This is a genomic window from Rhodococcus sp. NBC_00294 (assembly GCF_036163995.1).
GTDB lineage: Bacteria > Actinomycetota > Actinomycetes > Mycobacteriales > Mycobacteriaceae > Rhodococcoides.
Window position 1 is genome coordinate 1,381,709 of sequence record NZ_CP108043.1, and the last position, 26,478, is coordinate 1,408,186.

The 26,478-nt window shown below is 67.9% G+C and carries 26 protein-coding genes; 17 read left to right on the plus strand and 9 right to left on the minus strand.

Going from position 1 to position 26,478, the window contains the following annotated elements; genetic code table 11:
- Nucleotides 1–129: 129 nt before the first annotated feature.
- Both groL and OHB23_RS06555 read left to right on the plus strand, forming a co-directional pair.
- Nucleotides 130–1,755 carry a chaperonin GroEL gene (gene groL / locus OHB23_RS06550; protein ID WP_027506274.1) on the plus strand — a complete coding sequence of 542 codons (1,626 nt, stop codon included), beginning with the start codon at nucleotides 130–132 and terminating at the stop codon, nucleotides 1,753–1,755.
- Nucleotides 1,756–1,854: 99 nt separating this feature from the next.
- The gene (locus OHB23_RS06555; protein WP_328811149.1) at nucleotides 1,855–2,346 is read left to right on the plus strand and encodes an alpha/beta hydrolase; all 492 of its coding nucleotides are present in this window, start codon (nucleotides 1,855–1,857) and stop codon (nucleotides 2,344–2,346) included.
- 56 nt (nucleotides 2,347–2,402) lie between these two features.
- Here OHB23_RS06555 and OHB23_RS06560 read toward each other — a convergent pair whose 3' ends face one another.
- Nucleotides 2,403–3,242 carry a DUF559 domain-containing protein gene (locus OHB23_RS06560; RefSeq protein WP_328811150.1) on the minus strand — a complete coding sequence of 280 codons (840 nt, stop codon included), beginning with the start codon at nucleotides 3,240–3,242 and terminating at the stop codon, nucleotides 2,403–2,405.
- Nucleotides 3,243–3,411: 169 nt separating this feature from the next.
- Nucleotides 3,412–4,326 carry an oxygenase MpaB family protein gene (locus OHB23_RS06565; RefSeq protein ID WP_328811151.1) on the minus strand — a complete coding sequence of 305 codons (915 nt, stop codon included), beginning with the start codon at nucleotides 4,324–4,326 and terminating at the stop codon, nucleotides 3,412–3,414.
- Nucleotides 4,327–4,380: 54 nt separating this feature from the next.
- Here OHB23_RS06565 and OHB23_RS06570 point away from each other — a divergent pair, with 54 nt between their 5' ends.
- A complete protein-coding gene (locus OHB23_RS06570) occupies nucleotides 4,381–4,962 on the plus strand; it encodes a TetR/AcrR family transcriptional regulator (RefSeq protein WP_222638034.1) in 582 nt (193 codons plus the stop codon).
- A gap of 8 nt (nucleotides 4,963–4,970) precedes the next feature.
- On the plus strand, nucleotides 4,971–5,870 hold the full coding sequence (locus OHB23_RS06575) for an alpha/beta fold hydrolase (RefSeq protein ID WP_328811152.1): 900 nt from the start codon (nucleotides 4,971–4,973) through the stop codon (nucleotides 5,868–5,870).
- On the opposite strand, the gene OHB23_RS06580 is transcribed toward OHB23_RS06575, so the two are convergent.
- Nucleotides 5,867–6,187, minus strand: coding sequence for a putative quinol monooxygenase (locus OHB23_RS06580; protein WP_027506279.1), 321 nt, complete (start codon nucleotides 6,185–6,187; stop codon nucleotides 5,867–5,869). The genes OHB23_RS06575 and OHB23_RS06580 overlap by 4 nt on opposite strands.
- Nucleotides 6,188–6,259: 72 nt before the next feature.
- Between OHB23_RS06580 and ligD the strand changes: the two genes are divergently transcribed.
- The 5 genes from ligD (at nucleotide 6,260) to OHB23_RS06605 (ending at nucleotide 11,201) form a co-directional block, all read left to right on the plus strand.
- Nucleotides 6,260–7,213 carry a non-homologous end-joining DNA ligase gene (ligD, locus tag OHB23_RS06585; RefSeq protein WP_328811153.1) on the plus strand — a complete coding sequence of 318 codons (954 nt, stop codon included), beginning with the start codon at nucleotides 6,260–6,262 and terminating at the stop codon, nucleotides 7,211–7,213.
- A 202-nt stretch (nucleotides 7,214–7,415) separates the two neighbouring features.
- Nucleotides 7,416–8,672 (plus strand): class I SAM-dependent methyltransferase, encoded by a 1,257-nt coding sequence (locus OHB23_RS06590; RefSeq protein ID WP_056442274.1) that lies wholly within the window; start codon nucleotides 7,416–7,418, stop codon nucleotides 8,670–8,672.
- Complete coding sequence (locus OHB23_RS06595; RefSeq protein WP_027506282.1) at nucleotides 8,669–9,478, plus strand: glucose-1-phosphate cytidylyltransferase; 810 nt, start codon at nucleotides 8,669–8,671, stop codon at nucleotides 9,476–9,478. Before OHB23_RS06590 ends, OHB23_RS06595 begins: the two co-directional genes overlap by 4 nt.
- Entirely contained in the window at nucleotides 9,475–10,158 is a 684-nt protein-coding gene (locus tag OHB23_RS06600) for a PIG-L deacetylase family protein (RefSeq protein ID WP_328811154.1), read from the plus strand. Before OHB23_RS06595 ends, OHB23_RS06600 begins: the two co-directional genes overlap by 4 nt.
- 5 nt (nucleotides 10,159–10,163) lie before the next feature.
- On the plus strand, nucleotides 10,164–11,201 hold the full coding sequence (locus OHB23_RS06605; protein WP_328811599.1) for an NAD-dependent epimerase/dehydratase family protein: 1,038 nt from the start codon (nucleotides 10,164–10,166) through the stop codon (nucleotides 11,199–11,201).
- Between the two features lie 4 nt (nucleotides 11,202–11,205).
- On the opposite strand, the gene OHB23_RS06610 is transcribed toward OHB23_RS06605, so the two are convergent.
- Entirely contained in the window at nucleotides 11,206–11,769 is a 564-nt protein-coding gene (locus tag OHB23_RS06610; protein ID WP_328811155.1) for a dTDP-4-dehydrorhamnose 3,5-epimerase family protein, read from the minus strand.
- A gap of 53 nt (nucleotides 11,770–11,822) precedes the next feature.
- Between OHB23_RS06610 and OHB23_RS06615 the strand changes: the two genes are divergently transcribed.
- Genes OHB23_RS06615 through OHB23_RS06630 form a run of 4 tightly spaced genes read left to right on the plus strand, consistent with a single transcriptional unit; the run spans nucleotide 11,823 to nucleotide 16,376 of the window.
- On the plus strand, nucleotides 11,823–12,953 hold the full coding sequence (locus OHB23_RS06615) for a class I SAM-dependent methyltransferase (RefSeq protein WP_328811156.1): 1,131 nt from the start codon (nucleotides 11,823–11,825) through the stop codon (nucleotides 12,951–12,953).
- A complete protein-coding gene (locus OHB23_RS06620) occupies nucleotides 12,950–13,783 on the plus strand; it encodes a glycosyltransferase family 2 protein (protein ID WP_056441485.1) in 834 nt (277 codons plus the stop codon). The genes OHB23_RS06615 and OHB23_RS06620 overlap by 4 nt, the downstream gene beginning before the upstream one ends.
- A complete protein-coding gene (locus OHB23_RS06625; RefSeq protein ID WP_328811157.1) occupies nucleotides 13,783–15,039 on the plus strand; it encodes a lipopolysaccharide biosynthesis protein in 1,257 nt (418 codons plus the stop codon). The genes OHB23_RS06620 and OHB23_RS06625 overlap by 1 nt, the downstream gene beginning before the upstream one ends.
- Nucleotides 15,036–16,376, plus strand: a complete 1,341-nt coding sequence (locus OHB23_RS06630) for a glutamate-1-semialdehyde 2,1-aminomutase (protein ID WP_328811158.1) — start codon at nucleotides 15,036–15,038, stop codon at nucleotides 16,374–16,376. The genes OHB23_RS06625 and OHB23_RS06630 overlap by 4 nt, the downstream gene beginning before the upstream one ends.
- On the opposite strand, the gene OHB23_RS06635 is transcribed toward OHB23_RS06630, so the two are convergent.
- Both OHB23_RS06635 and htpG read right to left on the minus strand, forming a co-directional pair.
- Nucleotides 16,351–17,691, minus strand: coding sequence for a flavin monoamine oxidase family protein (locus tag OHB23_RS06635; protein ID WP_328811159.1), 1,341 nt, complete (start codon nucleotides 17,689–17,691; stop codon nucleotides 16,351–16,353). The genes OHB23_RS06630 and OHB23_RS06635 overlap by 26 nt on opposite strands.
- Nucleotides 17,692–17,725: 34 nt before the next feature.
- Nucleotides 17,726–19,618, minus strand: a complete 1,893-nt coding sequence (gene htpG / locus OHB23_RS06640) for a molecular chaperone HtpG (RefSeq protein WP_442973034.1) — start codon at nucleotides 19,616–19,618, stop codon at nucleotides 17,726–17,728.
- Nucleotides 19,619–19,785: 167 nt separating this feature from the next.
- On the opposite strand from htpG, the gene OHB23_RS06645 reads away from it, so the two are divergent.
- Entirely contained in the window at nucleotides 19,786–20,082 is a 297-nt protein-coding gene (locus tag OHB23_RS06645) for a hypothetical protein (RefSeq protein ID WP_056441499.1), read from the plus strand.
- 57 nt (nucleotides 20,083–20,139) lie between these two features.
- Nucleotides 20,140–20,886 carry a hypothetical protein gene (locus OHB23_RS06650; RefSeq protein ID WP_328811161.1) on the plus strand — a complete coding sequence of 249 codons (747 nt, stop codon included), beginning with the start codon at nucleotides 20,140–20,142 and terminating at the stop codon, nucleotides 20,884–20,886.
- Between the two features lie 6 nt (nucleotides 20,887–20,892).
- On the opposite strand, the gene OHB23_RS06655 is transcribed toward OHB23_RS06650, so the two are convergent.
- Complete coding sequence (locus OHB23_RS06655; protein ID WP_328811162.1) at nucleotides 20,893–21,495, minus strand: hypothetical protein; 603 nt, start codon at nucleotides 21,493–21,495, stop codon at nucleotides 20,893–20,895.
- A 78-nt stretch (nucleotides 21,496–21,573) separates the two neighbouring features.
- Here OHB23_RS06655 and OHB23_RS06660 point away from each other — a divergent pair, with 78 nt between their 5' ends.
- Nucleotides 21,574–23,013: a glucose-6-phosphate dehydrogenase gene (locus OHB23_RS06660; protein ID WP_056441505.1), complete on the plus strand. Its 1,440-nt coding sequence runs from the start codon at nucleotides 21,574–21,576 to the stop codon at nucleotides 23,011–23,013.
- Nucleotides 23,014–23,028: 15 nt separating this feature from the next.
- On the opposite strand, the gene OHB23_RS06665 is transcribed toward OHB23_RS06660, so the two are convergent.
- A complete protein-coding gene (locus OHB23_RS06665) occupies nucleotides 23,029–23,259 on the minus strand; it encodes a PspC domain-containing protein (RefSeq protein ID WP_037186123.1) in 231 nt (76 codons plus the stop codon).
- 171 nt (nucleotides 23,260–23,430) lie between these two features.
- On the opposite strand from OHB23_RS06665, the gene ppk2 reads away from it, so the two are divergent.
- The gene (ppk2, locus tag OHB23_RS06670) at nucleotides 23,431–24,297 is read left to right on the plus strand and encodes a polyphosphate kinase 2 (protein ID WP_027506294.1); all 867 of its coding nucleotides are present in this window, start codon (nucleotides 23,431–23,433) and stop codon (nucleotides 24,295–24,297) included.
- Nucleotide 24,298: 1 nt separating this feature from the next.
- Here the strand turns inward: ppk2 and OHB23_RS06675 are convergent, their stop codons facing one another.
- Nucleotides 24,299–26,362, minus strand: a complete 2,064-nt coding sequence (locus OHB23_RS06675; RefSeq protein ID WP_328811163.1) for a prolyl oligopeptidase family serine peptidase — start codon at nucleotides 26,360–26,362, stop codon at nucleotides 24,299–24,301.
- Nucleotides 26,363–26,478: the final 116 nt, after the last annotated feature.

Sequence of the window (26,478 nt, forward strand, 5' to 3'; positions counted from 1 at the left end):
AGGTGAGATCGGGAATCATCGACACCCCTGGTCGTCCGTCGCGGGCACCGACTCGGCCGGATGTGGAAAGGGAGCGACCCACCCGCGGTCGCTTCGTGTGTCACCCCCAATCCGGAGGATCACTTCGCAATGGCCAAGATCATCGCGTTCGACGAAGAGGCACGCCGTGGCCTCGAACGGGGCTTGAACAGCCTCGCCGACGCAGTCAAGGTGACGTTGGGCCCCAAGGGTCGCAACGTCGTACTCGAGAAGAAGTGGGGCGCCCCCACGATCACCAACGATGGTGTGTCCATCGCCAAGGAGATCGAGCTGGAGGACCCGTACGAGAAGATCGGCGCAGAGCTGGTCAAAGAGGTCGCCAAGAAGACCGACGACGTCGCAGGTGACGGCACCACCACCGCGACCGTTCTCGCTCAGGCACTCGTCCGCGAAGGCCTGCGCAACGTCGCAGCCGGCGCGAACCCGCTCGGCCTCAAGCGCGGCATCGAGGCAGCCGTCGCCGCTGTCACCGAGTCCCTGCTGAAGTCCGCCAAGGAGATCGACACCAAGGAGCAGATCGCTGCGACCGCTGGTATCTCCGCAGGCGACGCGTCCATCGGCGAGCTCATCGCCGAGGCCATGGACAAGGTCGGCAAGGAAGGCGTCATCACGGTCGAGGAGTCCAACACCTTCGGCCTGCAGCTCGAGCTCACCGAGGGCATGCGCTTCGACAAGGGCTACATCTCGGGATACTTCGTCACCGACGCCGAGCGTCAGGAAGCCGTCCTCGAGGACGCGTACATCCTGCTCGTCAGCTCGAAGGTCTCCACCGTCAAGGACCTGCTGCCCCTGCTGGAGAAGGTCATCCAGTCCGGCAAGCCGCTCCTGATCATCGCCGAGGACGTCGAGGGCGAAGCGCTCTCCACCCTCGTCGTGAACAAGATCCGTGGCACCTTCAAGTCCGTCGCCGTCAAGGCACCGGGCTTCGGTGACCGTCGCAAGGCGCAGCTCGCCGACATCGCCATCCTCACCGGTGGCGAGGTCATCAGCGAAGAGGTCGGCCTCTCCCTCGAGGGTGCCGGACTCGAGCTGCTCGGCCAGGCTCGCAAGGTCGTCGTGACCAAGGACGAGACCACCATCATCGAGGGCTCCGGCGACGCCGACGCCATCGCGGGTCGTGTCTCGCAGATCCGTTCCGAGATCGAGAACTCCGACTCGGACTACGACCGTGAGAAGCTGCAGGAGCGCCTGGCCAAGCTGGCCGGTGGCGTTGCAGTCATCAAGGCCGGTGCCGCCACCGAGGTCGAGCTCAAGGAGCGCAAGCACCGCATCGAAGATGCCGTGCGCAACGCCAAGGCAGCTGTCGAGGAGGGCATCGTCGCCGGTGGTGGCGTCGCGCTGCTGCAGTCGGCTCCCGCACTCGAGAACCTCAACCTCACGGGCGACGAGGCCACCGGCGCGAACATCGTTCGCGTCGCCCTCGAGGCACCGCTGAAGCAGATCGCGTTCAACGCCGGCCTCGAGCCCGGCGTCGTCGCGGAGAAGGTGCGCAACCTCCCCCTCGGCCACGGCCTCAACGCCGCGACCAACGAGTACGAGGACCTGCTCGCCGCCGGCATCAACGACCCGGTCAAGGTCACCCGCTCGGCACTGCAGAACGCAGCGTCGATCGCGGCTCTGTTCCTCACCACCGAGGCCGTCGTCGCCGACAAGCCGGAGAAGGCCGGAGCGCCCGCGGGCGATCCGACCGGCGGCATGGGCGGCATGGACTTCTGAGTCCCGCTCCCTGATCGCACGAGAGCCGGTCACCCTCACGGGTGGCCGGCTCTCGGCGTTCCGCGGTGAGTTCCGGCGCCCCGTCGAGTCGGTATCGGTATGACGAGACTGCTGTTCGTCCACGGCGCCGGCGGCGAGGACGACGACGAGCCGATGGCGGAGGAGTTCGGCGCGCTGCTCGGCGCGACGGTCGACATGCCCCGCATCCCGAGCGACGACATGAGCGTCGAGGCGTGGGCAGGACCGATACGCCGCAGCCTCGAGGCGAGTCCCGACGTCGTGATCGCGCACTCCTTCGGCGCCACCGTCCTGCTGCACGTGCTCGCTTCGGTCCCGGTTCCCGCCGCCACGTTGCTCGCGATGCCCGACTGGAGTGCCGCGGGCTGGGACGTCCACCAGTACGAGTGGCCGACCGTCCCGCCGGACGTCTCCCTGACGCTGCACCACTGCCGCGACGACGACGTGGTCCCCTTCTCGCACCTGGCACTGGCCTCCGCGCGGCTCCCGGGCGCTCGGGTGGTCGAGCACCAGCGGGGTGGGCACCAGTTCGAGAGTGCTGTCGGGGAGGTGGTGGCGTCGATGCGGCTGTAGCCACACGATCGTCGACGATTCCGCGCATCCGCAGAATCACCGGTGATCGTGTGCGCTCACCCTCGCGCGAGCGATCGTCGCCGGCGCACCGTCTCGATGATCTCGTCCGCGACTGCAGCCACGCTCGCCTTCACCGTGACAGCGGAGTATCTCAGAACCAGCCAGCCGTCCAACACCAGTGCGTTCTGTCTGCGACGATCGCTGGTGAAGACGTCTGCAGCCGTGTGGAACTCACGCCCATCGATCTCCACCACCACGCGCCCGCGCCGGTCCACCAGATCTCCGTAGTACGGGCCGACCTTGCCATTGATCTCCAGGTGCATGTTGCGGGCGGTGAGAGCTCGCGCCACCATGCGCTCGGGTTCGGACAGTGTGTGCGGGCAGGCTCGACGCAACTGTTCGCGCAGCATCCGCATGCCTGTCTTCCCGGCCGCCTCGTCGCAGAGCTGCGCAAGGGAACGCCAGCTCACGGCCCGTGACAGCGCACTGTCGATCACCTTCTCGAACTGCGGCCGGGTCAACGTGCCGGCGACGTCGAGGATCGCGTGTTCGAGGGACACGACAGGTGTGTCCCCCAACCATCTGACGTTCGTCAGAGCCCGGCGATGAACACGCACCCAATTCGGGCCACCCGCGTACCCCGTCGGCGGCACCGTCACGTGGACCATGGAGGGTTCCGCGGGCAGCAGCCCCCAGATCCAGGCTGCGGTGTCGTGACTCGCGACGGCGTGCGGTTTCCACAGTCGGACCGCCGCACACCTGTCCTCGTACGTGGGTGGTTCGGTGGAGTACACGCCGGGCAGCAGTCGGTGCAGTTCGCCGCGCGCTGCTCTGCGATCGACGGTCGCGCCGCTGATGCCCCCGGCGATCAGCTGTCGTCTGGTGTGGACTCCCATCGGCCGAGTGTGAGTTGCTCGCGTGCTGTCGAGGTCTGGCGGTGGTCCGCGCCTGTTGACGAAGCGCTCGTTCGTGCACAACGAGATCCACCAGCTTGCGTGTGGAGCCACACGATGTTGATCGATGTCGCGGTTCTGCACAATCGAGGGCGATTCCGACGACTCAGCCTCAGCGCCCGGGAACGTAGTGCCGCGGGTTCTGCCGACGACCCGCGGGCGGGAGGTTGCGGTCCGGGGTCTCCACCAGCGGGGCGGTGGCGAGGATCCGGCCGGCGGCGCGGTCCAGTCCGGCGCGCGCACGCGGATGCTTGCGCCGCCGCGCCGGCACGGCCCGGAACGCCACGTTCACCAGGAAACCCAGCCGCCGCAGCCAGCGCTCGTCCCGATCGGTCCAGGTGTAGCCCAGCAGGTCTCGGACCGCCGGGTCGTAGAGCCCGACGGTGATGCGCCGGAAGGTGCGGTCGACGACCGGGCGCATACGGGCCCACAGCCACTCGGGTAGTGGCAGGAACGGTGGCACCGGCACGGACGACATGTCGAGGACCAGGCGCGCGGCCGGGGTGTCCTCCAGAACGGTGCGGCACATCCGGTCCCAGTACGCCTGGAAGTCGGACCACGTCTCGGGCACGGGGCGCATGCTCATGCCGTACAGGCCGTACCACCGTCGGTGCTCGTCGAACAGTTGCTCTCGCTCGGCCTCGGTGATGCCGCCCATGAAGTACTCGGCGGTGCGCATGGTGCCCACGAAGAACGTGGCGTGCGCCCAGTAGAAGATGTCGGGATCGAGGGCGTGGTAGGGCCGACCGTGAGCATCGAGACCGCTGATGTCGTTGTGGTAGCGCCTGATTCGATCCGCGGTCTCGGGTGCGCGGTCACCGTCGAACACGACGCCGCCGATGGGATAGAGCGAGCGCATGACGCGCTCCCAGCGCTCGACCTCGAACGTCGAGTGCTCGCTGACGGCCGCGCCGAGACCCGGGTGCATGTTCTGCATCGAGCCGGCCCACGGTCCCTGCAGGATCCCGCGCCAGTCCCCGAACCATCGCCAGGTGAGGGAGTCGGGGCCGAGCGTTTGACTACGCATGTTGTCACCGTAGAGTCGAGCGAGCACGGCAGTCAACAGTGAGGTGTCATCGACGTGACCACGCTCGAGGCGCGACGCGAGCAGCGGCGCGCGGCACTGCTCACGGCCGGGATCGATCTGCTGGGAGCGGTCGGTGGTCCCGCTGTGAGTGTGCGGGCGGTGTGCTCGCGGGCGTCGTTGACCGAGCGCTACTTCTACGAGAACTTCGGCGACCGTGACTCGTTCGTCCGCACGGTGTACACCGCGGTGGCCGAGGAGGGGCGCGATGCACTGGTCCGCGCGGTGGGTCAGGCCCGCCGCCCGGAGGAGCGCGCACGCCGCGCCGTCACCGCGTTCGTCGAGCTCATGATCGACCGTCCCGAACACGGCCGAGTGCTGTTGTCGGCGCCGTTCGCCGATCCGGCGCTGAGCACCTGGGGGCGGCGCACCATGCCGATCTTCGTCGCGCTCATCGGCGACAACCTGCCCGCCGAGTCGAACGACGTCGACCGCCTGCTGACTGCGACCGGTGTCGTCGGGTCGCTGACCGCCCTGTTCACGGCGTACCTCGACGGCGAGATCGTGGTGGAACGGCAGCACTTCGTCGACCACTGCACGGCCCTGGTGCTGTCTGCGAGCAACCGACGCACGGCATGATGGCGGGCATGGAGCTGGTGCGCGCAGGAGTGCTCGACGCGGGCGTCGAGCGGTACGGAGACCCGAGCGGCCCGTCGGTCGTGTTGCTGCACGGGTTTCCGTACGACACCCGGTCCTACGACGACGTCGCCCGACTGCTGGCCGACACGGGTGCCGACGTGGTGGTGCCGTACCTGCGCGGCTTCGGGCCCACGCGGTTCGTCGAGGACTCCACGATGCGGTCGGGAGAGCAGGCCGCGTTGGCGCACGATCTGCACGACCTCATCGGGGCGATGGCACTCGACCGTCCGATCGTCGCCGGCTACGACTGGGGTGGCCGCGCGGCGTGCGCGGTGGCGGCGCTGTGGCCCGAGTCGGTGTCGGGTCTGGTCAGCGTGTCCGGCTACCTGGTGCAGGACATCGAGGCTGCCGTGACGACGCCGGCACCGCCGCACCTCGAGAAGCGGTACTGGTACCAGTACTACCTGCACTCGGAGCGCGGCCGCGCCGGCCTCGCTGCCTACCGCGCGGAGATCGCGCAGACGTTGTGGACCGACTGGTCGCCGACGTGGCGGTTCGGAGACTCCGAATTCGCCGCCACCGCAGCATCGTTCGACAACCCGGACTTCGTCGACGTCGCGGTGCACTCGTATCGACACCGGTACGGACTCGCGGCGGGGGACCCGCGGTACGCGGCCACGCAGGACGCGCTCGCCGGGCAGCCGTCGATCACGGTGCCGACCGTCGTCCTCGATCCGACGGAGGACACGGTCGCCGCCCTGTACGGATCGCCCGACCACGGCGCGCACTTCACGGATCTCGTCGACGTGCGTGCGGTCGACGCCGGCCACAACCCGCCGCAGGAACTGCCGGGGGTGTTCGCCGACGCCGTCCGCACGCTCGCCGAGATCGTGGACGCGCGGAACTAGACCGCGAGTTCGCCGAGCTCCGACCAGTCGGTGCCCTCCACCTCGGTGCTGACGATCTTCGGAGTCTCCTGCAGGTACGGCGGGAGATCCTTCTGCGCCTGCTTGAAGTGGTCCGACTGCACGTGTGTCGCACCGGCATCCGGGTCGCGGAAGGCCTCGACGAGGACGTACTCGGTGGGATCGTCGAGTGTGCGCGACCAGAAGTACCAGAGGCATCCCTCCTCCGCCTGGCAGGCCTCGGTGAAGGCTCGCGAGATCTCGGGCCAGTCGTCCGCGTGCTCTGCCTTCACTCGGAACTTGGCGGTGATGAAGATCAAGGGGTGCTCCTTCGCTCGTACGAACTCCGACGTGTTCCTGTGTACCCCCTCGGGCCGCACTAGTATCGCGTCATGGCAGCCACGTCACCGGCGATCGAACTCGAGGTCAGCGGACGCACGGTGCGGGTGTCCAACCCCGACCGCGTGTACTTCCCGGCGAGCGGAGCCACCAAGCGTGATCTCGTCGAGTACTACCTGTCTGTCGGCGACGGCATCGTGCGCGCGCTGCGGGAGCGGCCCTGCATGATGCACCGGTTCCCCGACGGTCTCGCCGGGGAGAAGGTGCACCAGAAGCGGTTGCCGAAAGGCGCTCCGGACTGGATGGAGACGGTGCGGGTCACCTTCCCGCGCTACAACCGCACCGCGGACGAACTCTGCGTCACCGAACTGGCGCACGTGATCTGGGCCGTGCAGATGTCGACGGTGGAGTTCCATCCGTGGAACAGCCGGCGCGCCGACGTGGAGAGTCCGGACGAGTGGCGCATCGATCTGGATCCGATGCCGGACTGCTCCTTCGACCGGGTGCGCCGGGTGGCGGCGGTGACGCGCGAGGTGCTCGACGAACTCGGTGCCGTCGGGTGGCCGAAGACGTCGGGCGGCAACGGGTTGCACGTGTACGTGCGTATCGCGCCGGAGCAGGGCTTCGCCGATGTCCGCAGGGCCGCACTGGCGTTCGCTCGGGAAGTGGAGCGGCGCGCGCCGGACGACGTGACCACGACGTGGTGGCGCAAGGACCGCGACCCGACGAAGTTGTTCGTCGACTACAACCAGAACGCCCGCGACCACACCATCGCGAGCGCGTACTCCGTGCGCGGCAATCAGGACGCGACGGTGTCGACGCCGATCACGTGGGACGAGAGCGCCGACGTGGAGCCGCGGGACCTCACCATGTACACGGTGCCGTCCCGATTCGCGGATCTCGGTGATCTGCACGCAGGAATCGACGATGCCGTGTACTCGATCGCCCCGCTGATCGAGTGGGCCGAGCGCGACGAGAGGGCGGGGCTCACCGAACCCGAGGAGTGACCGGATCGTTCCCTGTGGCCCGTGTGTTCTCACAACACGCAGCGGAGGTGAGATGTAGTTTGAGCGAATGATTTGGAGCCGGAAACCGGCACAGAGTATTTTTCTGTGGCAGAATACGTGCAAATCGTACAAAGCAGCGCGTTCGGTCCACCCCGTCGGCGGGGCCCGACACGGACGCGCGGCCTGCCAGTGAGGAATGCTCATGCACTGCCGTCTCTGCGGATCCGCCGACCTCGAGAGTGTCCTCGACCTGGGCGCGACACCGCCGTGCGAATCGTTCCTCACCGCAGCGCAGCTCGACGATCCGGAGCCCACCTTCCCCCTGCACCTGCGTCTCTGCCGAGAGTGCCTGCTGTTGCAGATTCCGGCTCTCGTGTCGCCGGCCGAGACGTTCACCGAGTACGCGTACTTCTCGTCGTTCTCGAGCAGCTGGGTCGACCATGCCCGGACGTTCGTGCAGGAGTCCGTGCGCCGCCTGGATCTGTCCGACGAGTCGTTCGTGGTCGAGGTGGCGAGCAACGACGGCTATCTCCTGCAGCACGTCGTGGACGCCGGAATCCGCTGCCTCGGTATCGAGCCGAGCGTGAACGTCGGTGCGGCAGCGCGTGAGTCCGGTGTTCCGACGGAGACAGCGTTCCTCGATCCGACGACCGCGGCGCAGGTGCGTGCCGCGCACGGGCCGGCGGACCTCGTCGTCGCGAACAACGTGTACGCCCACATCCCGGACGTCGCGGGATTCACCGAGGGGCTGCGCACGCTGGTGTCGGACCACGGCATGGTCAGCATCGAGGTGCACCACGCCCTCCACCTGGTGGCCGACGCACAGTTCGACACGGTCTACCACGAGCACTTCCAGTACTGGACGGTCCTGACGGCGACGAGGGCGCTCGCCCGAGGCGACCTGACCGTCGTGGACGTCGAGGAACTGTCCACCCACGGTGGTTCCATCCGGATCTGGGCGACACCGTCCGCGAACGCCGGCCCGCCCAGCGAGCGCACCCTCGACCTGCTCGCGGCCGAGCAGCGCGCGGGGCTGCATCACGTGGTCGGCTATCGCGGGCTCGAGAAGGCGGCGCGCGGGGTCCGAGCGACGTTGCTCGAGTTCCTCCTCGACTGTCGCCGGCGGGGTGAACGCGTGGTCGGATACGGCGCGCCGGGCAAGGGCAACACCCTGCTCAACTACTGCGGCATCCGAACGGACCTGGTGGAGTACACCGTCGATCGCAATCCCTACAAGCACGGTCGGTTCACACCGGGGACGCGAATCCCGGTGCACCATCCCGATCGCATCGCGGCGGATCGTCCGGACGTGGTCCTGGTCCTGCCGTGGAATCTCGAGAGCGAGCTCACCGAGCAGCTGAGCTACGTCGCCGAGTGGGGTGGGCGCGTCGTGTTCCCACTCCCCGTTCTCCACACCGCCGACATCGGGCGGCTCGACACATCGGAGGCTCTGGCATGAAGGTCGTACTGTTCTGTGGCGGTTACGGAATGCGCATGCGCAACGACCGCAACGACGACATCCCGAAGCCCTTGCAGATGGTCGGGCCCCGTCCGCTCCTCTGGCACATCATGAAGTACTACGCACACTACGGCCACAAGGACTTCGTGCTGTGCCTCGGCTACGGCGCGGCAGCGATCAAGCAGTTCTTCCTGGACTATCACGAGGAGCAGTCCAACGACTTCGTCATGCGCGACGGCAAGGTCGAGTTGCTGAGCACGGACATGAGCGACTGGTCGATCACGTTCGTGGACACCGGCGTCGAGTCGCCCATCGGCGAGAGGTTGCGGCGCGTCCGTGACCACCTTGACGGCGATCCGTACTTCCTCGCCAACTACTCGGACGTGTTGACCGACGCCCCGCTGGACACGATGATCGAGCGCTATCACGAGTCGGGCGCCGTGGCGTCCATGCTGGTGGTGCCGCCGCAGTCGAGCTTCCACTGCGTGGACGTGTCGGAGGCCGGCGAGATCAAGGACATCGTTCCGGTGAGCCGCTTTCCCATCTGGGAGAACGGCGGGTACTTCGTGCTCAGTCAGGAGGTCTTCGACCACATTCCGGAGGGGGGCGATCTGGTCGGCGATGCGTGTATGACACTGGCGGGCCGCGGGGAACTGTTCGGATACCGGCACGAGGGATTCTGGAAGCCGGCCGACACCTTCAAGGAGCGTGCGGAACTCGACAACGACTACGGGCGCGGCATTCGCCCGTGGGCGGTGTGGGAGGGCGATCGGAATCGACCGCCACTGTCGAGCGTCGTCGCGTGATTGGCCTGTCCCCCAGCCGTATCCGCTCGGTGGCGGTGCTCGGGGCGCATCCGGACGACATCGCCATCGGCGCCGGAGGAACGCTCCTCGACCTCACCCGTGGGGGAGATGTCGAGGTGCACGCTCTGGTGTCGTCGGGCGGCGGCACCGAGCGGGAAGCCGAGGAGCGAAAGGCACTGTCGGACTTCTGTTCGGACGGACCGGTGTCGCTCACCGTGCTCGACGTGCCGGACGGCCGCTCCCCTGATCACTGGAGCGCGGTGAAGAACGGACTCGAACAGTTCCGGCGTACGTGCGAGCCTGACGTCGTACTCGCACCGCAGCGGCGCGACGCGCACCAGGATCACCGCCTGCTGGCGGAGCTGGTTCCCACCGTCTTTCGCGACCATCTGGTGCTGGGCTACGAGATCGTCAAGTGGGAGTCCGATCTTCCGACACCCGGTCTCTATTATCCGCTCGCCGACGACGTGGCGGTGCGCAAGGCGGAGCTGCTGTCGCGGCACTACCCCTCGCAGCATCACCACGACTGGTACGACTCCGAGACCTTTCTCGGGCTGGCGCGCGTGCGAGGAGTGCAGTGCCGCAGCAGATATGCCGAGGCGTTCGTCGTGGAGAAGATACTCCTGCACACGGAGAACCTGCGGTCGGACCGTCCGGCACCGCAGACGAAAGGGTCGTGAACAGCATGCGTGTACTCGTCACCGGACACCAGGGATACCTCGGTACCGTCATGGTTCCGCTCCTGCAGGAGCGTGGTCACACCGTGGTGGGGCTCGACAGCGGCCTGTTCGCGGACTGCGTTCTCGGTGACGCACCCGCGAATCCGGTCACCCTGGCCACGGATCTGCGCGACGTCGTAGCCGCCGATCTCACGGGTGTCGACGCGGTGGTGCACCTCGCCGCACTGTCGAACGATCCGCTCGGCACGCTGGCGCCGGAGATCACGCACGACATCAATCACCATGCCTCCGTGCGTCTCGCACGTGCCGCGAAGGATGCGGGGGTGGGCCGGTTCCTGTACGCGTCCACCTGTTCGGTCTACGGCGCCGCCGGTCAGGACGCGGTCACGGAGGACGCGGTGCTGAGGCCCCTCACCCCCTACGCCGTGAGCAAGGTGCGCGTCGAGGACGACGTCGCGGCCATGGCGGACGACAGCTTCGCGCCGGTGTTCCTCCGCAACGCGACGGCCTTCGGCTACTCACCGCGGCTGCGGGCGGACATCGTGGTCAACGATCTCACGGCGTCGGCGTTCCTCACCGGACGCATCGTCGTCAAGTCCGACGGCACGCCGTGGCGACCCCTCGTGCACGCGCGGGACATCGCGTACGCCTTCGCGGCCGCACTCGAGGCGCCGGTCGACCGAATTCGGAACCGGGCGTTGAACATCGGCACCGAGGCGAACAACGTGACGGTGCGCGACATCGCCGAGACGGTCGCCGACGTGACGGGTGCCGAGGTGGTGGTCACCGGAGAATACGGCGCCGACCCGCGGTCCTACCGCGTCGACTTCTCCGCGGCGCGAGAGGTGTTGCCCGCCTTCGTCCCCGAGTGGAGTGTCCGAGCCGGCGCTGAAGAACTGGTCGCCGCATACGCCCGCCACGGTCTCACCGCGGACGCACTGGCGCAGCGCTTCACGCGTCTGGCCCGCGTCACCGAGCTCCAGCGGACCGGCGCGATCGACGAGAACCTCCGCAGGACGCGGGTGGGTGTCGGCAGTGCGTGAGAGATCACCCGCCGGCGACGAGGTCGCGCCAGGACCGCGCCCCCGCGTCCCGGTCGCTCACGATGCTCGGCGTCCCGCGCCAGCGGATCGCCAGATCCGCGTCGTCCCAGCGGACGCCCACGTCCTCGGAGGGTTCGTGCGGACGGTCGATCCGGTAGCACACGTCTGCGGTCTCGCCCAGGGTGAGGAAGCCGTGCAGGAAGCCGGGGGGCACGAACAGGTGCGCGCACTCCACGTCGTCGAGCACGACGTCGAACCACTGACCGAAGGTGGGCGACTCCGTTCTGGTGTCCACCAGGACGTCCTGGACGGCGCCGCGGGCGCACCGCACCAACTTGGCCTCGCCTCGGCCTCCTCGCCCGTGCAGGCCACGCAGAACGCCGCCGGCGGAACGGGACTGGGAGTCCTGACGGAAATCAGCGGCTCTCGTGGACAGGGTCGTGTGCTCGGCGATCGCCGCGTCGAAGATCTCGGTGTCGAAGGTCCTCGTGAAGAAACCCCGATCGTCGCGATGCGGGGTGGGCAGGAAGAGCAGGACGTCTCGCAGAGGTGTGGTCTCGACGCGCATGAGTCCAGTGTCGCCGACGGGTGCTCCCCGCGTACGACGAGCCGGAGAATCTCATGAGTTCGTGCAGAGCCTGCGCCTCGGCGACGGTGTCCACGGTGCTCGATCTCGGCCTCGTGCCGGCCGCGGACAGTTTCCCGACGGCCGAGTCCTCTCCCGAGGGCGACGAGATGCATGCTCTCGCGATGGGCCTGTGCACGACGTGCGGCCTGGCACAGCTCCTGGACGACGACACCCGCGCGGACGAACCGCGTGGAGTGGAGCCGGAGGCGTTGACGCGAGCCGCTTCTCGGGCGATGGACGAGATCGTGCGACGCGGGTGGCTCCCCGACGGCGCCGTGGTCCGCGAGTACGGAAGCCCCCACGGTGGGTCCTGGATCCCCGACGTGAGATCCCGTGGCGTCGCGGATGCCGGTCCGGCCGTGGCGGGTTCGCGCTCCGCCGACCTCGTCGTCGACGGTTTCGGGCTGATGCACGAGCCGGACCAGGCGGCCGCTCTGCGTGAACGTCGGGCGCTGCTCGGCGACGGCGGCGTACTGGTGCTGCAGGTCCACTCCTTCATGACCATCGTGCGGGATCGCCAGTGGACGGCGCTCCGCCACGGACACTTCGCCTACTGGTCGTCGACCGCGCTCGAGACCGCTCTGTGGGCAGCGGGTCTGATGCCCACCGGGTGTTGGGAGTCGGACCTCTACGGCGGGACTCTCCTGGTCTCGGCGATGCGCGACGACTCGGTGCGCCTCCCGGTGTGGGAGGACGACCTCGTGACGGCACGGCGCGTGCGGGAAGCCGAGGCTGCCGCCGCCGTCACCGATCCCACCGTCGTGTCGTCCCTCGGAGCAGCCGCCGTCGCCGAGGTCGAGGCGGTGCGGGCGAGACTCGGCGCGTCGTCTCGCGCGGGTGTGACGCTCGCCGCGTACGGAGCGGCGTCGCGCGCGGTCGCTCTGTTCGCGATGGCGGGGGTGACCACGGAGACGTTCGGCGCGGTCGTCGATGCGTCCCCGGCGAAATGGGGCCGCCGCATGCCGGGTACGGACGTTCCCATCGTCGGCCCGGAATGGCTGTACACCCATCGTCCCGACCGTGTGGTGGTGACCGTCCCGGATCTCCTCCCGGAGGTCGCTGCGGCGCATCCGGAGATGTCGTTCGTCGATCTCGACTCGGCCACGGAAGGACTCCGCTCATGACCGCTCCGCTCTCGGTGTGCATCCCGGCCTACGAGGCCGCGCGCACCCTGGAGACCACACTGGCCTCCGTCCTGGACCAGGACGAGGACATGGAGGTCCTGGTGCTCGACAACGCGAGCACCGACGCGACCGGCGACATCGCCCGCTCCTTCCGCGACGAGCGCGTCCGGATCGTGCGGAACGACCGGGTGCTCGCCATCGGGGACAACTGGAACGCGGCCGTGCGGGCCTCGACGGGCCGGCTCGTCAAGGTGGTGTGCGCCGACGACGTGCTCCGTCCCGGTGCGCTGGCGGGACAGCAGGCCGTACTGGACGATCCCGGGATCGCGGTGGTCTCGTCCAAGTTCGAGGTGATCGACGAGCAGGGGTCGGTGAAGGAGACCGGGCTCGGCCTCCCCGGCCTGCTCGGTCGACGCCCGGGCAAGGACCTCGCGGGCATCATCGTGCGCCGCGGTCCCGCCGAGTTCGGGCCGACCGCGGCCACCACCTTCCGCAGGGATCTGTTCGACCGGGTCGGCGGTTTCCGCGGCGACCTGGTGTTCCCGATGGACGTCGATCTGTTCGCTCGCATGGGCGCTCACGGGGACTTCCACGGCGTCTCCACCATCGACGCAGCGTGGCGCGACTCGACCTTCAACCTGTGCAGCCGGACGTCGAGCTACAGCAAGCTCAGCGAGTCGGTCCGGCTGCATCACCGTCTCGCACGCGAACTCCCGGCTCTGGTCTCCACCGGCGACGTCCTCGCCGGAGACGGACGCATTCTCGGCGCCGTGCTCACCCGGTTACGTGCGCGAGCCGGCGACGTGGCCGACCGCCTCCTGCGGCGCTGATGCTGCGGCTCGCCCGAGACGTCCTGCTCGTGGGCTTCGGCACCTACGGTCAGTTCCTCGTCACGCTCGTCACCCTGCCGCTGACAGCCCGGCTGCTCGGAACCGAAGGAGCCGGGCTCGTCGCGGTGGGGATGTCGGCGTACTTCCTCGGCTCGGTTCTCGTCGATCTCGGTGCCACGCAGTACTTCGCTGCGCGCGTCGACGACCCCGACATCACGCAGGTGCGTGGCGCGTACGCGGTGGTGCGGTGCGGACTCTTCGCCGTGCTCGTCGTCGCGGCGCTGGTCGGGTGGGCCGCCGGTGTGGACGGTGCCGCCCGGATGATCCTGCTCGGGGCGGTCGCCGGGGGTGTCTGGTCACTGTCGGAGGACTGGCTGCTGATCGGTCGTGGCCGCTTCGGTGCCTCCACCGCCTACCAGGCCGCCGGACGTGTGGCATACCTGCTGGCGCTGGTAGTTCTGCTGCCGCAGTTCCCGTCGCCCGAGGTCGCGCTGGCTTGTCTGGGCGGCTCGTCCATCGTCACCGTGATCGCCACCGGCGTGGACGCCGACCGGCACTTCGGACGCCTCGTTCCCTCGTGGCGGGTCGGTGACACTCTGAGAACGGCGGCACCGGTGCTCGCGTCGCGGCTCCTGCTGACCGGCTACGGACAGGGCGGCGCGGCGGCGTACTCCACGGTGCTCGACGCGGTCTCCCTGGGCCTGTTCTCGGCCGCGGACCGGCTGGTCCGAGCGGGACAGTCGGTTCTCGATCCGATCGGGTTCGCGCTGCTCCCGCGGATGACCCGAATTCGGGACGGCCAGGCCTTCCGGGCGCGGACGATGCAGGGTGCGGCGGGGTGTCTCGCACTCGCGGTCGTCGCCGCGGCAGGGCTGACGCTCGTGGCCCCCCTGGTGATCCGCATCGTCTACGGCACCGAGTTCGCCCAGGCGACCGACCTGTTGCGCATCCTCGCCTGGATCCTCCCAGCCACCACGCTCACGTCCTACGTCGCCACCGCCGTGCTGCCGGCGCAGGGTCGGACGTCCACGGTCCTCGGCGGCGCCGTCCTCGGCGTCACCCTCGCGGCGTCGGCTCTGCTGATCACCTCGGTCACCGGATCGGTCGTGACCATGGTCGTCGGGGTGCTCGTCTCCGAGTGGGCGGTGGCGCTGTGGTTCGTCGCCACGACCGCGCGGACCGTCCTGCGGCGCGAGGCGGACCACCCTGACGTCACCCGTCTCTCCCACGACGACCGCCGAGAGGCCACGCGATGACACACGAGAGATCCTCGGAACTCCAGGAACGTCTGCACCGCCTCGTCCCCGGTGGAAGTCACACGTACGCAAGGGGTTCGGATCAGTACCCGGAGCACCTCACCCCGATCCTCACGCACGGGGTCGGCGCCCGTGTGTGGGACGTCGACGACAACGAGTACGTCGAGTACGGGAGTGGTCTGCGCTCGGTCACACTGGGACACGGGTACCGTCCCGTGGTCGACGCCGTGGCGGACGCGGTCGCCAGGGGAACCAACTTCTCGAGGCCGACCGAGCTCGAAGTGCTCGCGGCGGAGGACTTCCTGAGGACCGTTCCCACCGCGGAGATGGTGAAGTTCGCGAAGAACGGCTCCGATGCGACCACCGCGGCCGTCCGCCTGTCGCGTGCGGTCACCGGGCGTACCGAGATCGCGGTCTGTGCGCAGCCGTTCTTCTCGGTCGACGACTGGTTCATCGGGACGACGGAGATGAACGCGGGAATCCCGCACGGCGCGGTGCATCGGTTCCCGTTCGACGACACCCCTGCGCTGGAACGGATCCTGGCCGATCACGACATCGCGTGCGTCGTCATGGAGGCAGCCGGTGCGCTGGCCGAACCGTCACCGGGGTATCTCGAGGCCGTCCGCGCAGCCTGTGATCGACACGGGACCGTTCTCGTGTTCGACGAGATGATCACCGGGTTCCGATGGTCGTCCGCGGGTGCGCAGGGTGTGTACGGCGTGACTCCCGATCTGTCGTGTTGGGGCAAGGCCATGGGCAACGGACTCCCGGTGTCCGCGCTCGCCGGCCGCCGCGATCTGATGGAACTAGGCGGTCTGCGCACGGACTCCGACCGAGTCTTCCTGCTGTCGACGACGCACGGACCGGAGACGACGGGGCTCGCCGCGTTTCGTGCCGTCGTCCGGGCGTACGAGACGGAGGACCCCGTGGGCGCCATGGAGCGCGCCGGCGCCCGGTTGCGTGACGCCGTGACCGAGGTGGCGTTCGATGCCGGTGTCGGGGAGCACCTTCGGGTCCTCGGACGCCCCAGCTGCCTGGTGTTCGCCACCGCGGATGCCGACGGGGTTCCCTCGCAGGCCTACCGGACTCTCTTCCTGCAGGAGATGCTGTCCCGCGGTGTCCTCGGTCAGTCGTTCGTCGTGTCCGCGGCGCACACGGACTCGGACATCGACCACACGGTCGATGCTGTGCGGGAGACGGTCCTCGTCTACCGGAAGGCCCTCGAGGCGGGCACCACCGAGGGGCTTCTCCGAGGCCGACCGGTGGCACCGGCTCTGCGTCGGCTCGCGGCACCGCGGAGACTGCCCGATCTCAGACGGTCCCACCTCGAGACGTAGTCAGGATCTCACGTGCCGCTCGCCGACCGGAACGCACGGCCCCGTCGAGGTAGCCGGGCCAGCGATCGGCCAGATCCGTTCCTGCCCAGTGCACGCGGTCCGTGGTCAGGTCCTGATGGTGGAAGACGCCTCCGTACGGCGGGATCGCGGTGGGCGCCCCACCCAGCCAGGGTTGCGCCGACCAGGTGATGTCGTCGACACGACGAGGTGACCGCGCCCGAGGGCCGAACAGCCGCACCAGCTCGGCGACGACGATGTCACGGCGATCTGTGCGGGAGAACAGGTCTGCCGCGGCTCGACCGCCACTGAAGGCGACCAGGATGCCGGGCGAGTCCCGTCCGGCGTTGCCGTCGACGATCATCTGGACCGGGCCGTCGACGTCGAGTGCCGTTCCGGTGAGTCCGTTCTCGCGCCACCACGGACTGTCGTACACGACGATGGTCTTCGCGTACTCGCCCATGCGGGAGGTGCGCATCCGGTCCCCGAGTCCGGCGGGGAGCGCGCCGTCGATGTCGGCGGCGCGGGGGAGGGGAACCGCGAGAACCACCGAGGATGCGCGGACTGTGCCGTCCGCGGTGACCACGTCGACTCCGGAGGTGTCCGGCCGGATCGCGATGACGGGTCGAGACGTTTCCGGCGGGGCGGAGAGGTGCTGTGCCACAGCTGAGATCAGCGATGCGGTGCCGTCCACGAAGTAGCGTTCCTGCGCTCCGTCACGCACCTCGGCGATCGCCCGCAGGCTGCCGGCCGCGCGCAGGTACTCGAGTGCGGCTCGGGCGGGGACCTCGTCCGGGTCGGCGCCGAAGATCAGCCGGAAGAAACACGTGAGGATGTCGCGGCCGTAGGCGGAGGGAAACATCCGACGCGCGAGAACGTCGGACATCTCGTGATCTCCGGGCCGCCAGGTCGACAGCAGCGGCACCGCGCGGTCGACGGTGCGGACCGCCAGGTCGAGGCGCGCGATACCCGAACCGACGGGGAGCCACTCGCGAACGGGGATGCGCGGCACCTGACCGTGATAGCGGTGGACGCGGCCGGCGGCCGCGAACACTTCGTCCGCACCGCGTCGCCGTCGCGGTTCGGGAGCCGTGTCGACACCGAACTCGGCGGCGAGTGCGCGCACCGCGGTCTGGTCTCCACCGATCCAGTGGGCGCCGTGATCGACGTGGTGACCTTCGGTGTCGACGGTGAGAACCTTGCCGCCGATCCGGTCGGCGGCCTCGAGGACGATGACCGAGCGCCCCGCCCTGGTCAGGTCGAGTGCTGCCACCAACCCGCTGAGCCCCGCCCCGATCACGACCACGTCCCCCGACATATGCCCACCCTACGGGTGGGCATATATCCTCAGGTCACATCGTGCGTGTCAGCCTCTCCGCCAACAACTTCGCGAACGACGCCGGGTCGTCCAGCTCGCCACCCTCGGCGAGCAGGGCTGTGCCGTAGAGCAGCTTGGCGGTCTCGGCCAGCGCCATCTCGTCCTTCTTCTCCGCATGGGCCTTCTCCAGCGCGGTGACCAGCGCGTGGTCCGGGTTGAGCTCGAGGATGCGCTTGGTCTTGGGGACCGGCTGGCCGGAGGCGCGGTACATCTTCTCGAGCTGCGGGCTCAGGGAGAAGTCGTCGCCCACGATGCACGCGGGTGAGGTGGTCAGGCGTGAGGACAGGCGGACCTCCTTCACGTCGTCGGACAGCGTCTCGGCCATCCACGAGGTGAGGTCGGCGAACTGCGCCTTTCGTGCGTCCTTCTCCTCGGTCTCCGCCTCGTCGTCACCCAGGTCCACGGCACCCTTCGCGATGGAGCGGAACGGCTTCCCGTCGAACTCGGGGACGGACCCGGTCCACATCTCGTCGACGGCGTCGGTGAGGATCAGCACCTCGAGCCCCTTGGCGGTGAACGCCTCCATGTGCGGAGAGTTCTCCACCTGCTGACGCGATTCACCGGTCATGTAGTAGATCGCGTCCTGGCCGTCCTTCATGCGAGAGACATACTCCGCCAACGTGGTCGGCTTCTCGTCGCTCTGCGTCGTTGCGAAGGACGACAGCCCGAGGATGGTCTCCTGGTTGTCGTGGTCGGACAGCAGCCCTTCTTTGAGGGCACGGCCGAACTCGGTCCAGAACGTGCTGTACTTCTCCGGCTCGTTCGCCTGGAGATCCTTGACTGTGCTCAGCACCTTCTTCGTCAGGCGGCGCCGGATGGCGCGGATCTGGCGATCCTGCTGCAGGATCTCGCGAGAGACGTTGAGGGACAGGTCCGCCGCGTCGACGACACCCTTGACGAAGCGCAGGTACTCGGGCACCAGCTCCTCGCAGTCGTCCATGATGAACACGCGCTTCACGTACAGCTGGATGCCGATCTTCGACTCCCGCATGAAGAGGTCGAACGGTGCGCGCGACGGAATGAACAGCAGCGCTTGGTATTCGAAGGTGCCCTCGGCCTTCATGGGGATGACCTCGAGCGGCTCGTCCCATGCATGGCTGACGTGGCGGTAGAACTCGGTGTACTCCTCGTCCGAGACCTCGTCCTTCGAGCGCGTCCACAGCGCCTTCATCGAGTTGACCGTCTCGTCCTCGAGCACCGTCGTGGCGTCGTCGCCCTCGCCGGTGGTCTTCTCGACCTGCATGCGGATGGGCCACGCGATGAAGTCCGAGTACCGCTTCACCAGTTCGCGGATCTTGTGCTCGGAGGTGTAGTCGTAGAGGTGATCCTCGTCGTCGGCCGGCTTCAGGTGCAGGGTCACGGCGCTACCCTGAGGCGCGTCGGACACCTCCTCGATGGTGTACGTGCCCTCACCGCTGGACTCCCAGCGCGTCGCGGTGTCCTCACCCGCGCGCCGGGTCACGAGGGTGACCTTGTCGGCCACCATGAACGTGGAGTAGAAGCCGATGCCGAACTGGCCGATGAGCTCCTCGGACGCGGCCGCGTCCTTCGCTTCCTTCAGCTTCGCGCGGACCTCGGCGGTGCCCGACTTCGCGAGCGTGCCGATGAGATCGACGACCTCGTCGCGCGACATGCCGATGCCGTTGTCCCGCACGGTGAGGGTGCGGTTCTCCTTGTCGATCTCCAGGTCGATGTGGAGATCGGAGGTGTCGGCGCCGAGATCCTTGTTCTGGAACGACTCGAGTCGCAGCTTGTCCAGCGCGTCCGACGAGTTGGACACCAACTCGCGGAGGAACGAGTCCTTGTTGGAGTAGACCGAGTGGATCATCAGATCCAACAGCTGCCGGGTCTCGGCCTGGAACTGCATTTCTTCGACGTGCGCGGTCACGTGACTCCCCTGATCGAAACAAGTGCCTGGTGGACCCTCGTATTTTACGGCAACCGTGCCTGCGTTCCCGCATGCCTCTTCCCCCGTAACAGTCCGCACGGTACGGTTTTCGAAGGCCGGGGCTCTCCCATCGGAAGGTGTGTGTCATGGTGCGAATCGGACTACGGCGAGTGGTCGGTGGAGTGCTCGCCGCCGGAGCCGTCACGGCGGGATCGGTGCTGGCAGGGGCGGGAACCGCCTCTGCGGAGCCGACCTACGTCGGGCCGCTGTACTACGAGGTGGTGCCGGGGATCTTCCCCACGTGTCCGGACGTCGCTGCTGCGGAGCGCGCCAAGGGCACCACGATCCTGGTCGACTGCATTCGCTGGTTCGGACCTCAGCGTGGTTTCTCGCTGACTCCGTACCAACTCATCGCCGGCATCGCACCCCTCGACGGCAGTTAGCCGGCTCGTGTCCTGATCGTGACGTGAGTACAGGTAACGACGCCACGAAAGAGACCGATGGGTATGTCAGAGGGGGCGGCGATCGGCCGGCTCCGGACAGGAGTCGACATGTCGTTCTCGATGAGCACACGGGCTGCCGTCGCGGCCACCCTGGTCGCCGGCGCCGCGGTGCTGGGGGCATGTTCGGCTCCGGACCAGGTGACGTCGGCGACGGCGGTTCCGGCGCCCGCTGACACCTCGGTCGTGACGCCGACGGGGACATCGGTCGTGGCGCCGATCGAGCCGCCCACCGGTGCAGCGTCGGATCAGCCGGGCGCAGAGGAACAGCCGGTCGAGCAGTCGCCGTCGGCAGAGTCGGCAGACCCGGCGGACGCACTCCCGCGTCCGGGGTCGCAGGAGGTGTCGGTGGATCCCGAGCTCTTCCGCGACAATGGCGGGGCGGGTGAGGGGTACTACTTCCGGACGCCGTCGGGGAATGTGTCGTGTGGGCTCTTCCCGAACGGAACCTCGGTCGGATTCCTGGGATGCCAGGCCGTGTCCAGTGTCGCTCCCGACGAGGGCGAGGTCTGCTCGAACGGTGCCACCAGCAAGTACGCCGTCCGCGTGGAGAGCGCCGGGCCGATCCACTACTGCACGAATCAGGGCTATTTCACCGGCTCTGAGAACATCCGCACACTGCAGTACGGCGAGGTGATCAACACGGGGCAGAGCTTCTGCGTCTCTCGGGAGGACGGAGTCGCGTGCGCCCGCGTCGGCTCGAACGCGTTCTTCCTCTCCCGTGACGAGAACACCACCCTGCGGTGACCTCGGTCAGCGGTGGTCGATCGTCGTGCGTATCCGCGTCGACGACGGGGCCGCGGGTGTGGACCCGAATCCGAATCGCACCGGCGGCTCCACCGGCGACAGGTGTCCCAGATCGTCGCCCTTCCACGATGCCGTCGCGCCGACGATGCTGCGCTGCCCTCGCGCTCCGTAGTATTCGCGCCGCCCACCGCCGGCGGTGCCCCTGGTCCGCACGCCGCGCATCACGACCCGCGCGATTGGGTCGCTCACCGTACAGAACCAGGGTGCGGTTACCACCGACGTTGGTGCGAGGGTGAGCAGTCGACCCAGCAGTGTCGGGCCGCCGATCTGGAAGGACACCTCGAGATCACCCGCGGAGACGCCGACTCGGTCACCTCGGCGGTGATACGAGACGTCGGTGATGGTCGTCGTGTCGAAGTGGTAGGTCGCGGTGACGAACTCGCGGACCGCGTCGGACGGTGCCAGCAGAAGGCGCTCGCCGTCCGCGAACTCGACCATGACATCGGTGAAGTCGCCCAGCGGCGACGACGTCCAGTGGCCGACGACGATCCTGGTTCCGCTGGAGGTCCCGAGACCGGCGATGTCGCCGTCGAAGATCGATCGTGTCACCGGCTCGACAGTAGCGTCGACGCGGCACTGTGAGGCGATCGAGGTTCGGGGGAGCCCCCGACTGGGCATCATGGAGGCATGGCTGACACTGCGACATCCGAATCCGGCGGGGCTCCGACCATCTTCGTGCTCTTCGGGGCGACGGGAGACCTTGCCAAGCGCATGGTGCTGCCGGCGTTCTACGAACTTGCGCAGGAAGGACTGCTGCCCGAGCAGTGGGCGTTGGTGGGCAACGGTCGAGGTGAGAAGACCGACGACGAGTTCCGCGAGCACATCCGCGCGGCGCTCGAGGAGTTCGGTCCCGGGGAGGGTGTCGACAGCATCGACGAGAAGGTGTGGTCGTCGTTCGCGGACCGTGTTCGCTTCGCGGGCAACGGATTCACCGCCGACGATCCGGGTGACCTGCCGTCGGTCATCGGAGACGTGAAGGACGAGCTGGGCGGCGACGTGCAGCTCGTGCACTACATCGCGCTGCCGCCCTCGACCTTCATCGACTACACCGAGGCGCTCGGCGCACACGATCTCGCCGAGGGCGCGCGGGTGGTCTACGAGAAGCCGTTCGGCACGTCGCAGGAGAACTTCGAGAAGCTCGACGAGGCGGTCCATGCCATCGTCGACGAGAAGCAGGTCTATCGGATCGACCACTTCCTCGGCAAGGAGAACACCCAGAACCTGCACATCCTGCGCTTCGCGAACGGGATGATCGAGGGGATCTGGAACCGGGAACACGTGGAGCAGGTGCAGATCGACGTGCCGGAGACGCTGGACATCGACGACCGTGCCGAGTTCTACGACGCCACGGGTGCCGTGCTCGACATGTTGGTGACGCACCTGTTCCAGGTCGCGGCGGAGGTGGCCATGGAGCCCCCACTCAGCCTCGGTGCGGACGACCTGCAGACTGCCCGCGAGTCGGTCATCGCGGCGTTCCGCCCGCTCGACACGTCCGAGGTGGTCCTCGGTCAGTACCGCGGCTACCAGGACGTCGAGGGGATCGCGGACGATTCGTCGACCGACACGTTCGTCGCCGCACGCATGTGGGTCGACACCGACCGGTGGCGCGACGTTCCCTTCGTCCTGCGCACCGGCAAGATGCTGGGAACCAGCACGCAGCGGGTGTCGCTGGTGTTCCGTCGCCCCGAGGGACCGGTGAAGCACCTGCCGGCCGACGGCGCCGTGCTGACGTTCGACCTGTCGGGCGACGGCCGAGTGGACATCGCCATGACGGTCAAGGAGCCCGGCCCCGGCGAGGACCTCGGGATCGGTCGGATGTCGCTCGACCTGTCGACGGTGTCGGACGCCGAGCCGCTGTCGCCCTATTCACGACTCATTCTCGACGTACTCGACGGTGACCGGTCGTTGTTCACCCGTCCCGACGGACTGGCTCACGTGTGGGAGGTCGCCGCACCGTTGTTGACCTCTCCGCCGGCCGTGCTCCCGTACGAGCCCGGCTCGATGGGACCCGAGGCAGCGAACGACTTGGCCTCTCCCTGTGGTTGGTTGGTGACCGGAGGCAAGTGACCGAACTCGCGATGGTCATGCTCGGGGAACGAGCATGACCATCGCGAGGTAGAGCAGGGCGACGGTGCCGAACGAGACGAGGGCGCCGACCACGGTGAGGGCGCGCACCAGGCTGGGATCCCATCCGGTGTACGCGGCGACACCGCCGCAGACCCCGGCGATCCAGGCGTCGTCTCGGCTTCGCGTCAGCTGCGTGGTGTGGTTCGGGTTCGGGTGGACGGTGGAGTTGCTCTCGTGGAATGTCATGTCTCCATCCTGAGTTCCGCCCGCGCGCTGCACCATCGGTGACCACCCCGAGACGTACCCTGAAACTCCGCCTGTCACGGCATCTGCTGTTCACCCCGTGATCACCGTCCCGTCTCCGGCGGCTCGTAGGTTCCTGGCGTGACCGCTCTCGATGACTTCGCCCTGTCCCGGATCGTGGACCTCTCGGACACCTCGTCGTTCAGCGTGCGGGACGACGACGACGACGACCCCGTGTTGCTGACCGGTGACGGAGTCCCGGTGGACACCTGGCGCCAGGCGTACCCGTACGACGAACGGATGCCGCGCGCGGAATACGAAGGTACGAAACGTCTTCTGCAGATCGAGTTGCTGAAGCTGCAGATGTGGATCAAGGAGACCGGTGGCCGCCACGTCATCGTCTTCGAAGGTCGCGACGCCGCAGGCAAGGGCGGCACGATCAAGCGCTTCATGGAGCATCTCAACCCTCGCGGCGCGCGGGTGGTGGCACTCGAGAAGCCGTCGCCACGCGAGTCGACGGAGTGGTACTTCCAGAGGTACGTCACCCACCTACCGGCTGCCGGAGAGCTGGTCCTGTTCGACCGCTCCTGGTACAACCGGGCCGGCGTGGAACGTGTGATGGGATTCTGCAGCGACGAGCAGTATCACCGATTCCTCCACCAGGCACCGTTGTTCGAGCAGATGCTCGTCGACGACGGAGTGCAGCTGACCAAGTTCTGGTTCTCGGTGTCCCAGCTCGAACAGCGGACGCGCTTCGCCATCCGCCAGGTCGATCCGGTACGGCAGTGGAAGCTCTCGCCCATGGACCTCGCCTCCCTGGACAAGTGGGACGCGTACACGAGGGCCAAGGAGGACATGATCCGGTTCACCCACACCGATCACGCCCCCTGGACGACGGTGAAGAGCAACGACAAGAAACGCGCCCGCCTCGAGGCGATGCGCTTCGTGCTGAACAGCTTCGACTACTCGAACAAGGACCACGAGGTGGTGGGGCGCCCGGATCCGTCCATCGTCGGACTTGCGGAACCGGACACCGACTGACCTAGCGGGTACCGCCCCCGAGCGTCCGCCACAGGAACGTGTACGCCAGCGCGGACTTGAATGCGGCCTGCGCGTTGTCGGCCGCACCGCCGTGGCCGCCCTCGATGTTCTCGTAGTAGGAGACGTCGTACCCGTACTCCTCGAGGAGGGCGTCCATCTTGCGCGCGTGCCCGGGGTGCACACGGTCGTCCCTCGTCGACGTCGTGATGAGGATCGGCGGATACACACCGATCGAGTTCCCCGGCGGTGAGACGTTCTGGTACGGGCTGTACTCGGAGATGAAGGCCCACTCGTCGGGATCGTCGGGATCTCCGTACTCGGCCATCCACGACGCCCCGGCCAGCAGGCGGTGATACCGCTTCATGTCCAGGAGCGGCACCTGACACACGATGGCGCCGAACGACTCCGGGTACTTGGTGAGCATGATGCCCATGAGCAGGCCGCCGTTGCTGCCGCCCTGCGCGCCCAACTGGTCCGGGGTGGTGATGCCGCGCTCCACCAGATCGCTCGCGACCGCCGCGAAGTCCTCGTGCACCTTGTGTCGACCGGACTTCAGCACCTCGGTGTGCCACGACGGCCCGTACTCGCCGCCGCCGCGGATGTTCGCCACCACGTAGGTACCGCCCCGAGCCAGCCAGGCCGCGCCGACCACGCCGCTGTAGGAGGGGGTGAGTGAGACCTCGAAACCGCCGTATCCGTAGAGGAGGGTGGGGCCTGCGGCCGTCGGACGGTCCTGCGTTCCGGGGTTCCGTACGACGAAGTAGGGCACGCGTGTGCCGTCGAGTGAGGTGGCGAAGTACTGCTCGACCGCGAGGCCCGTGGTGTCGAAGAACGCGGGAGCGGACTTCAGGACCTCGGGTTCGGTCCCGACGGTGCCCACCAGAAGAGTGGACGGAGTGAGGTGGCCGCTCGCGTCGAGGAAGTATTCGTCACCGCCGAACTCGGGGTCGGTGCCGATGACGGTGACGTCGACGGCGTCCGGGAGCCCCTGCAGGCGTTCGGAGGTGACCGTGTCGCCCAGCGTCACCACGTGCACGCTGGAGCGGACGTCCTCGAGCAGCACCATCAGCAGATGGTTCTCGGTCCACGCGTACTGGTGCAGCGACGTGCGGGCGTCGGGAGCGAAGACGACGACCAGATCCCTTGCACCGGAGAGGAACTCGTCGATCTTCGCGGCCACCAGCGACCCTGCGGCGTACTCGGTGCCGTCGACGGTCCATGCGGTCGTCAGGCGAACGGTCAACCAGTTCTCGTGCAGGGACACCGAGGCATCGGTGGGCACGTCGAGGACCGTGGTCGATCCGTCGTCGTGAAGAATGGAGGTGACGGCATTGAAGAAGTCGGTGGCGCGCTGGACCAGGCTGCGCTCGAAGCCGGGCGTCGCATCGTGCGAGGCGGACACCGCGACGTCGGTCTGCTCACCCTCGTACACGACGGGAGCCTCCGCGAGAGGAGTTCCACGGAGCCACCGGTGTGCGCGCCGGGGGTACCCGGAATCGGTGAGCGACCCGGGTCCGAGATCCGTGCCGACGAAGACCGTGTCCGCGTCGATCCAGTCGATGTCCGTCTTGGCCTCGGGGACGACGAAGCCACCCTCGTCGGGTGCGACGAAGGAGCGGGACGTGAGCGAGTACTCGCGGATCACCGATGCGTCCGCGCCGCCGCGCGACAGGGAGATCAGCGCGCGGTCGAACGACGGACGGAGCACCTGCGCGCTCTTCCACACCCAGTTCTCGCCCTCGGCCTCGGCGAGAGCATCGAGATCGATGATGACGTCCCAGGCGGGACTGTCCTTCCGGTACTCCTCCATGGTGGTGCGCCGCCACAGCCCGCGGGGGTGCGACGCGTCCTTCCAGAAGTTGTAGAGGTGGTCGCCGCGCCTGCGCGCGTACGGGATGCGCGCGTCGGTGTCGAGAATGCTCCGGATGTCGGTCTCGAGCGTCCGGAACTCGTCGTTCGCGGTGAACTCGTCGACCGTGCGCTCGTTACGGGCACGCACCCACTCGAGGGCGGCGTCGCCGGTCACGTCTTCGAGCCACTCGTACTTGTCGGTCACACGCACCATTCTGCCCGTGGGGCGACACCGCCGCCGCGTGCGGAAACAGCGCGTGGAGGAATCGTAGTGGCATCAAAACAAGATCGCGGTATGTTTATAGGGTAGTATCACGCCACAAAGGACGG

Coding starts and splice junctions, on each gene's coding strand:
- OHB23_RS06555 (WP_328811149.1), top strand. CDS start 1,855: ATGACGAGACTGCTGTTCGTCCACGGCGCCGGCGGCGAGGACGACGAC.
- OHB23_RS06660 (WP_056441505.1), top strand. CDS start 21,574: ATGGCTGACACTGCGACATCCGAATCCGGCGGGGCTCCGACCATCTTC.
- OHB23_RS06605 (WP_328811599.1), top strand. CDS start 10,164: ATGCGTGTACTCGTCACCGGACACCAGGGATACCTCGGTACCGTCATG.
- OHB23_RS06565 (WP_328811151.1), bottom strand. CDS start 4,326: ATGCGTAGTCAAACGCTCGGCCCCGACTCCCTCACCTGGCGATGGTTC.
- OHB23_RS06575 (WP_328811152.1), top strand. CDS start 4,971: ATGGAGCTGGTGCGCGCAGGAGTGCTCGACGCGGGCGTCGAGCGGTAC.
- groL (WP_027506274.1), top strand. CDS start 130: ATGGCCAAGATCATCGCGTTCGACGAAGAGGCACGCCGTGGCCTCGAA.
- htpG (WP_442973034.1), bottom strand. CDS start 19,618: ATGCAGTTCCAGGCCGAGACCCGGCAGCTGTTGGATCTGATGATCCAC.
- OHB23_RS06650 (WP_328811161.1), top strand. CDS start 20,140: ATGGGTATGTCAGAGGGGGCGGCGATCGGCCGGCTCCGGACAGGAGTC.
- OHB23_RS06675 (WP_328811163.1), bottom strand. CDS start 26,362: ATGGTGCGTGTGACCGACAAGTACGAGTGGCTCGAAGACGTGACCGGC.
- OHB23_RS06560 (WP_328811150.1), bottom strand. CDS start 3,242: ATGGGAGTCCACACCAGACGACAGCTGATCGCCGGGGGCATCAGCGGC.
- OHB23_RS06665 (WP_037186123.1), bottom strand. CDS start 23,259: ATGACATTCCACGAGAGCAACTCCACCGTCCACCCGAACCCGAACCAC.
- OHB23_RS06630 (WP_328811158.1), top strand. CDS start 15,036: ATGACACACGAGAGATCCTCGGAACTCCAGGAACGTCTGCACCGCCTC.
- OHB23_RS06635 (WP_328811159.1), bottom strand. CDS start 17,691: ATGTCGGGGGACGTGGTCGTGATCGGGGCGGGGCTCAGCGGGTTGGTG.
- OHB23_RS06615 (WP_328811156.1), top strand. CDS start 11,823: ATGAGTTCGTGCAGAGCCTGCGCCTCGGCGACGGTGTCCACGGTGCTC.
- OHB23_RS06610 (WP_328811155.1), bottom strand. CDS start 11,769: ATGCGCGTCGAGACCACACCTCTGCGAGACGTCCTGCTCTTCCTGCCC.
- OHB23_RS06590 (WP_056442274.1), top strand. CDS start 7,416: ATGCACTGCCGTCTCTGCGGATCCGCCGACCTCGAGAGTGTCCTCGAC.
- ligD (WP_328811153.1), top strand. CDS start 6,260: ATGGCAGCCACGTCACCGGCGATCGAACTCGAGGTCAGCGGACGCACG.
- OHB23_RS06645 (WP_056441499.1), top strand. CDS start 19,786: ATGGTGCGAATCGGACTACGGCGAGTGGTCGGTGGAGTGCTCGCCGCC.
- OHB23_RS06595 (WP_027506282.1), top strand. CDS start 8,669: ATGAAGGTCGTACTGTTCTGTGGCGGTTACGGAATGCGCATGCGCAAC.
- OHB23_RS06620 (WP_056441485.1), top strand. CDS start 12,950: ATGACCGCTCCGCTCTCGGTGTGCATCCCGGCCTACGAGGCCGCGCGC.
- OHB23_RS06625 (WP_328811157.1), top strand. CDS start 13,783: ATGCTGCGGCTCGCCCGAGACGTCCTGCTCGTGGGCTTCGGCACCTAC.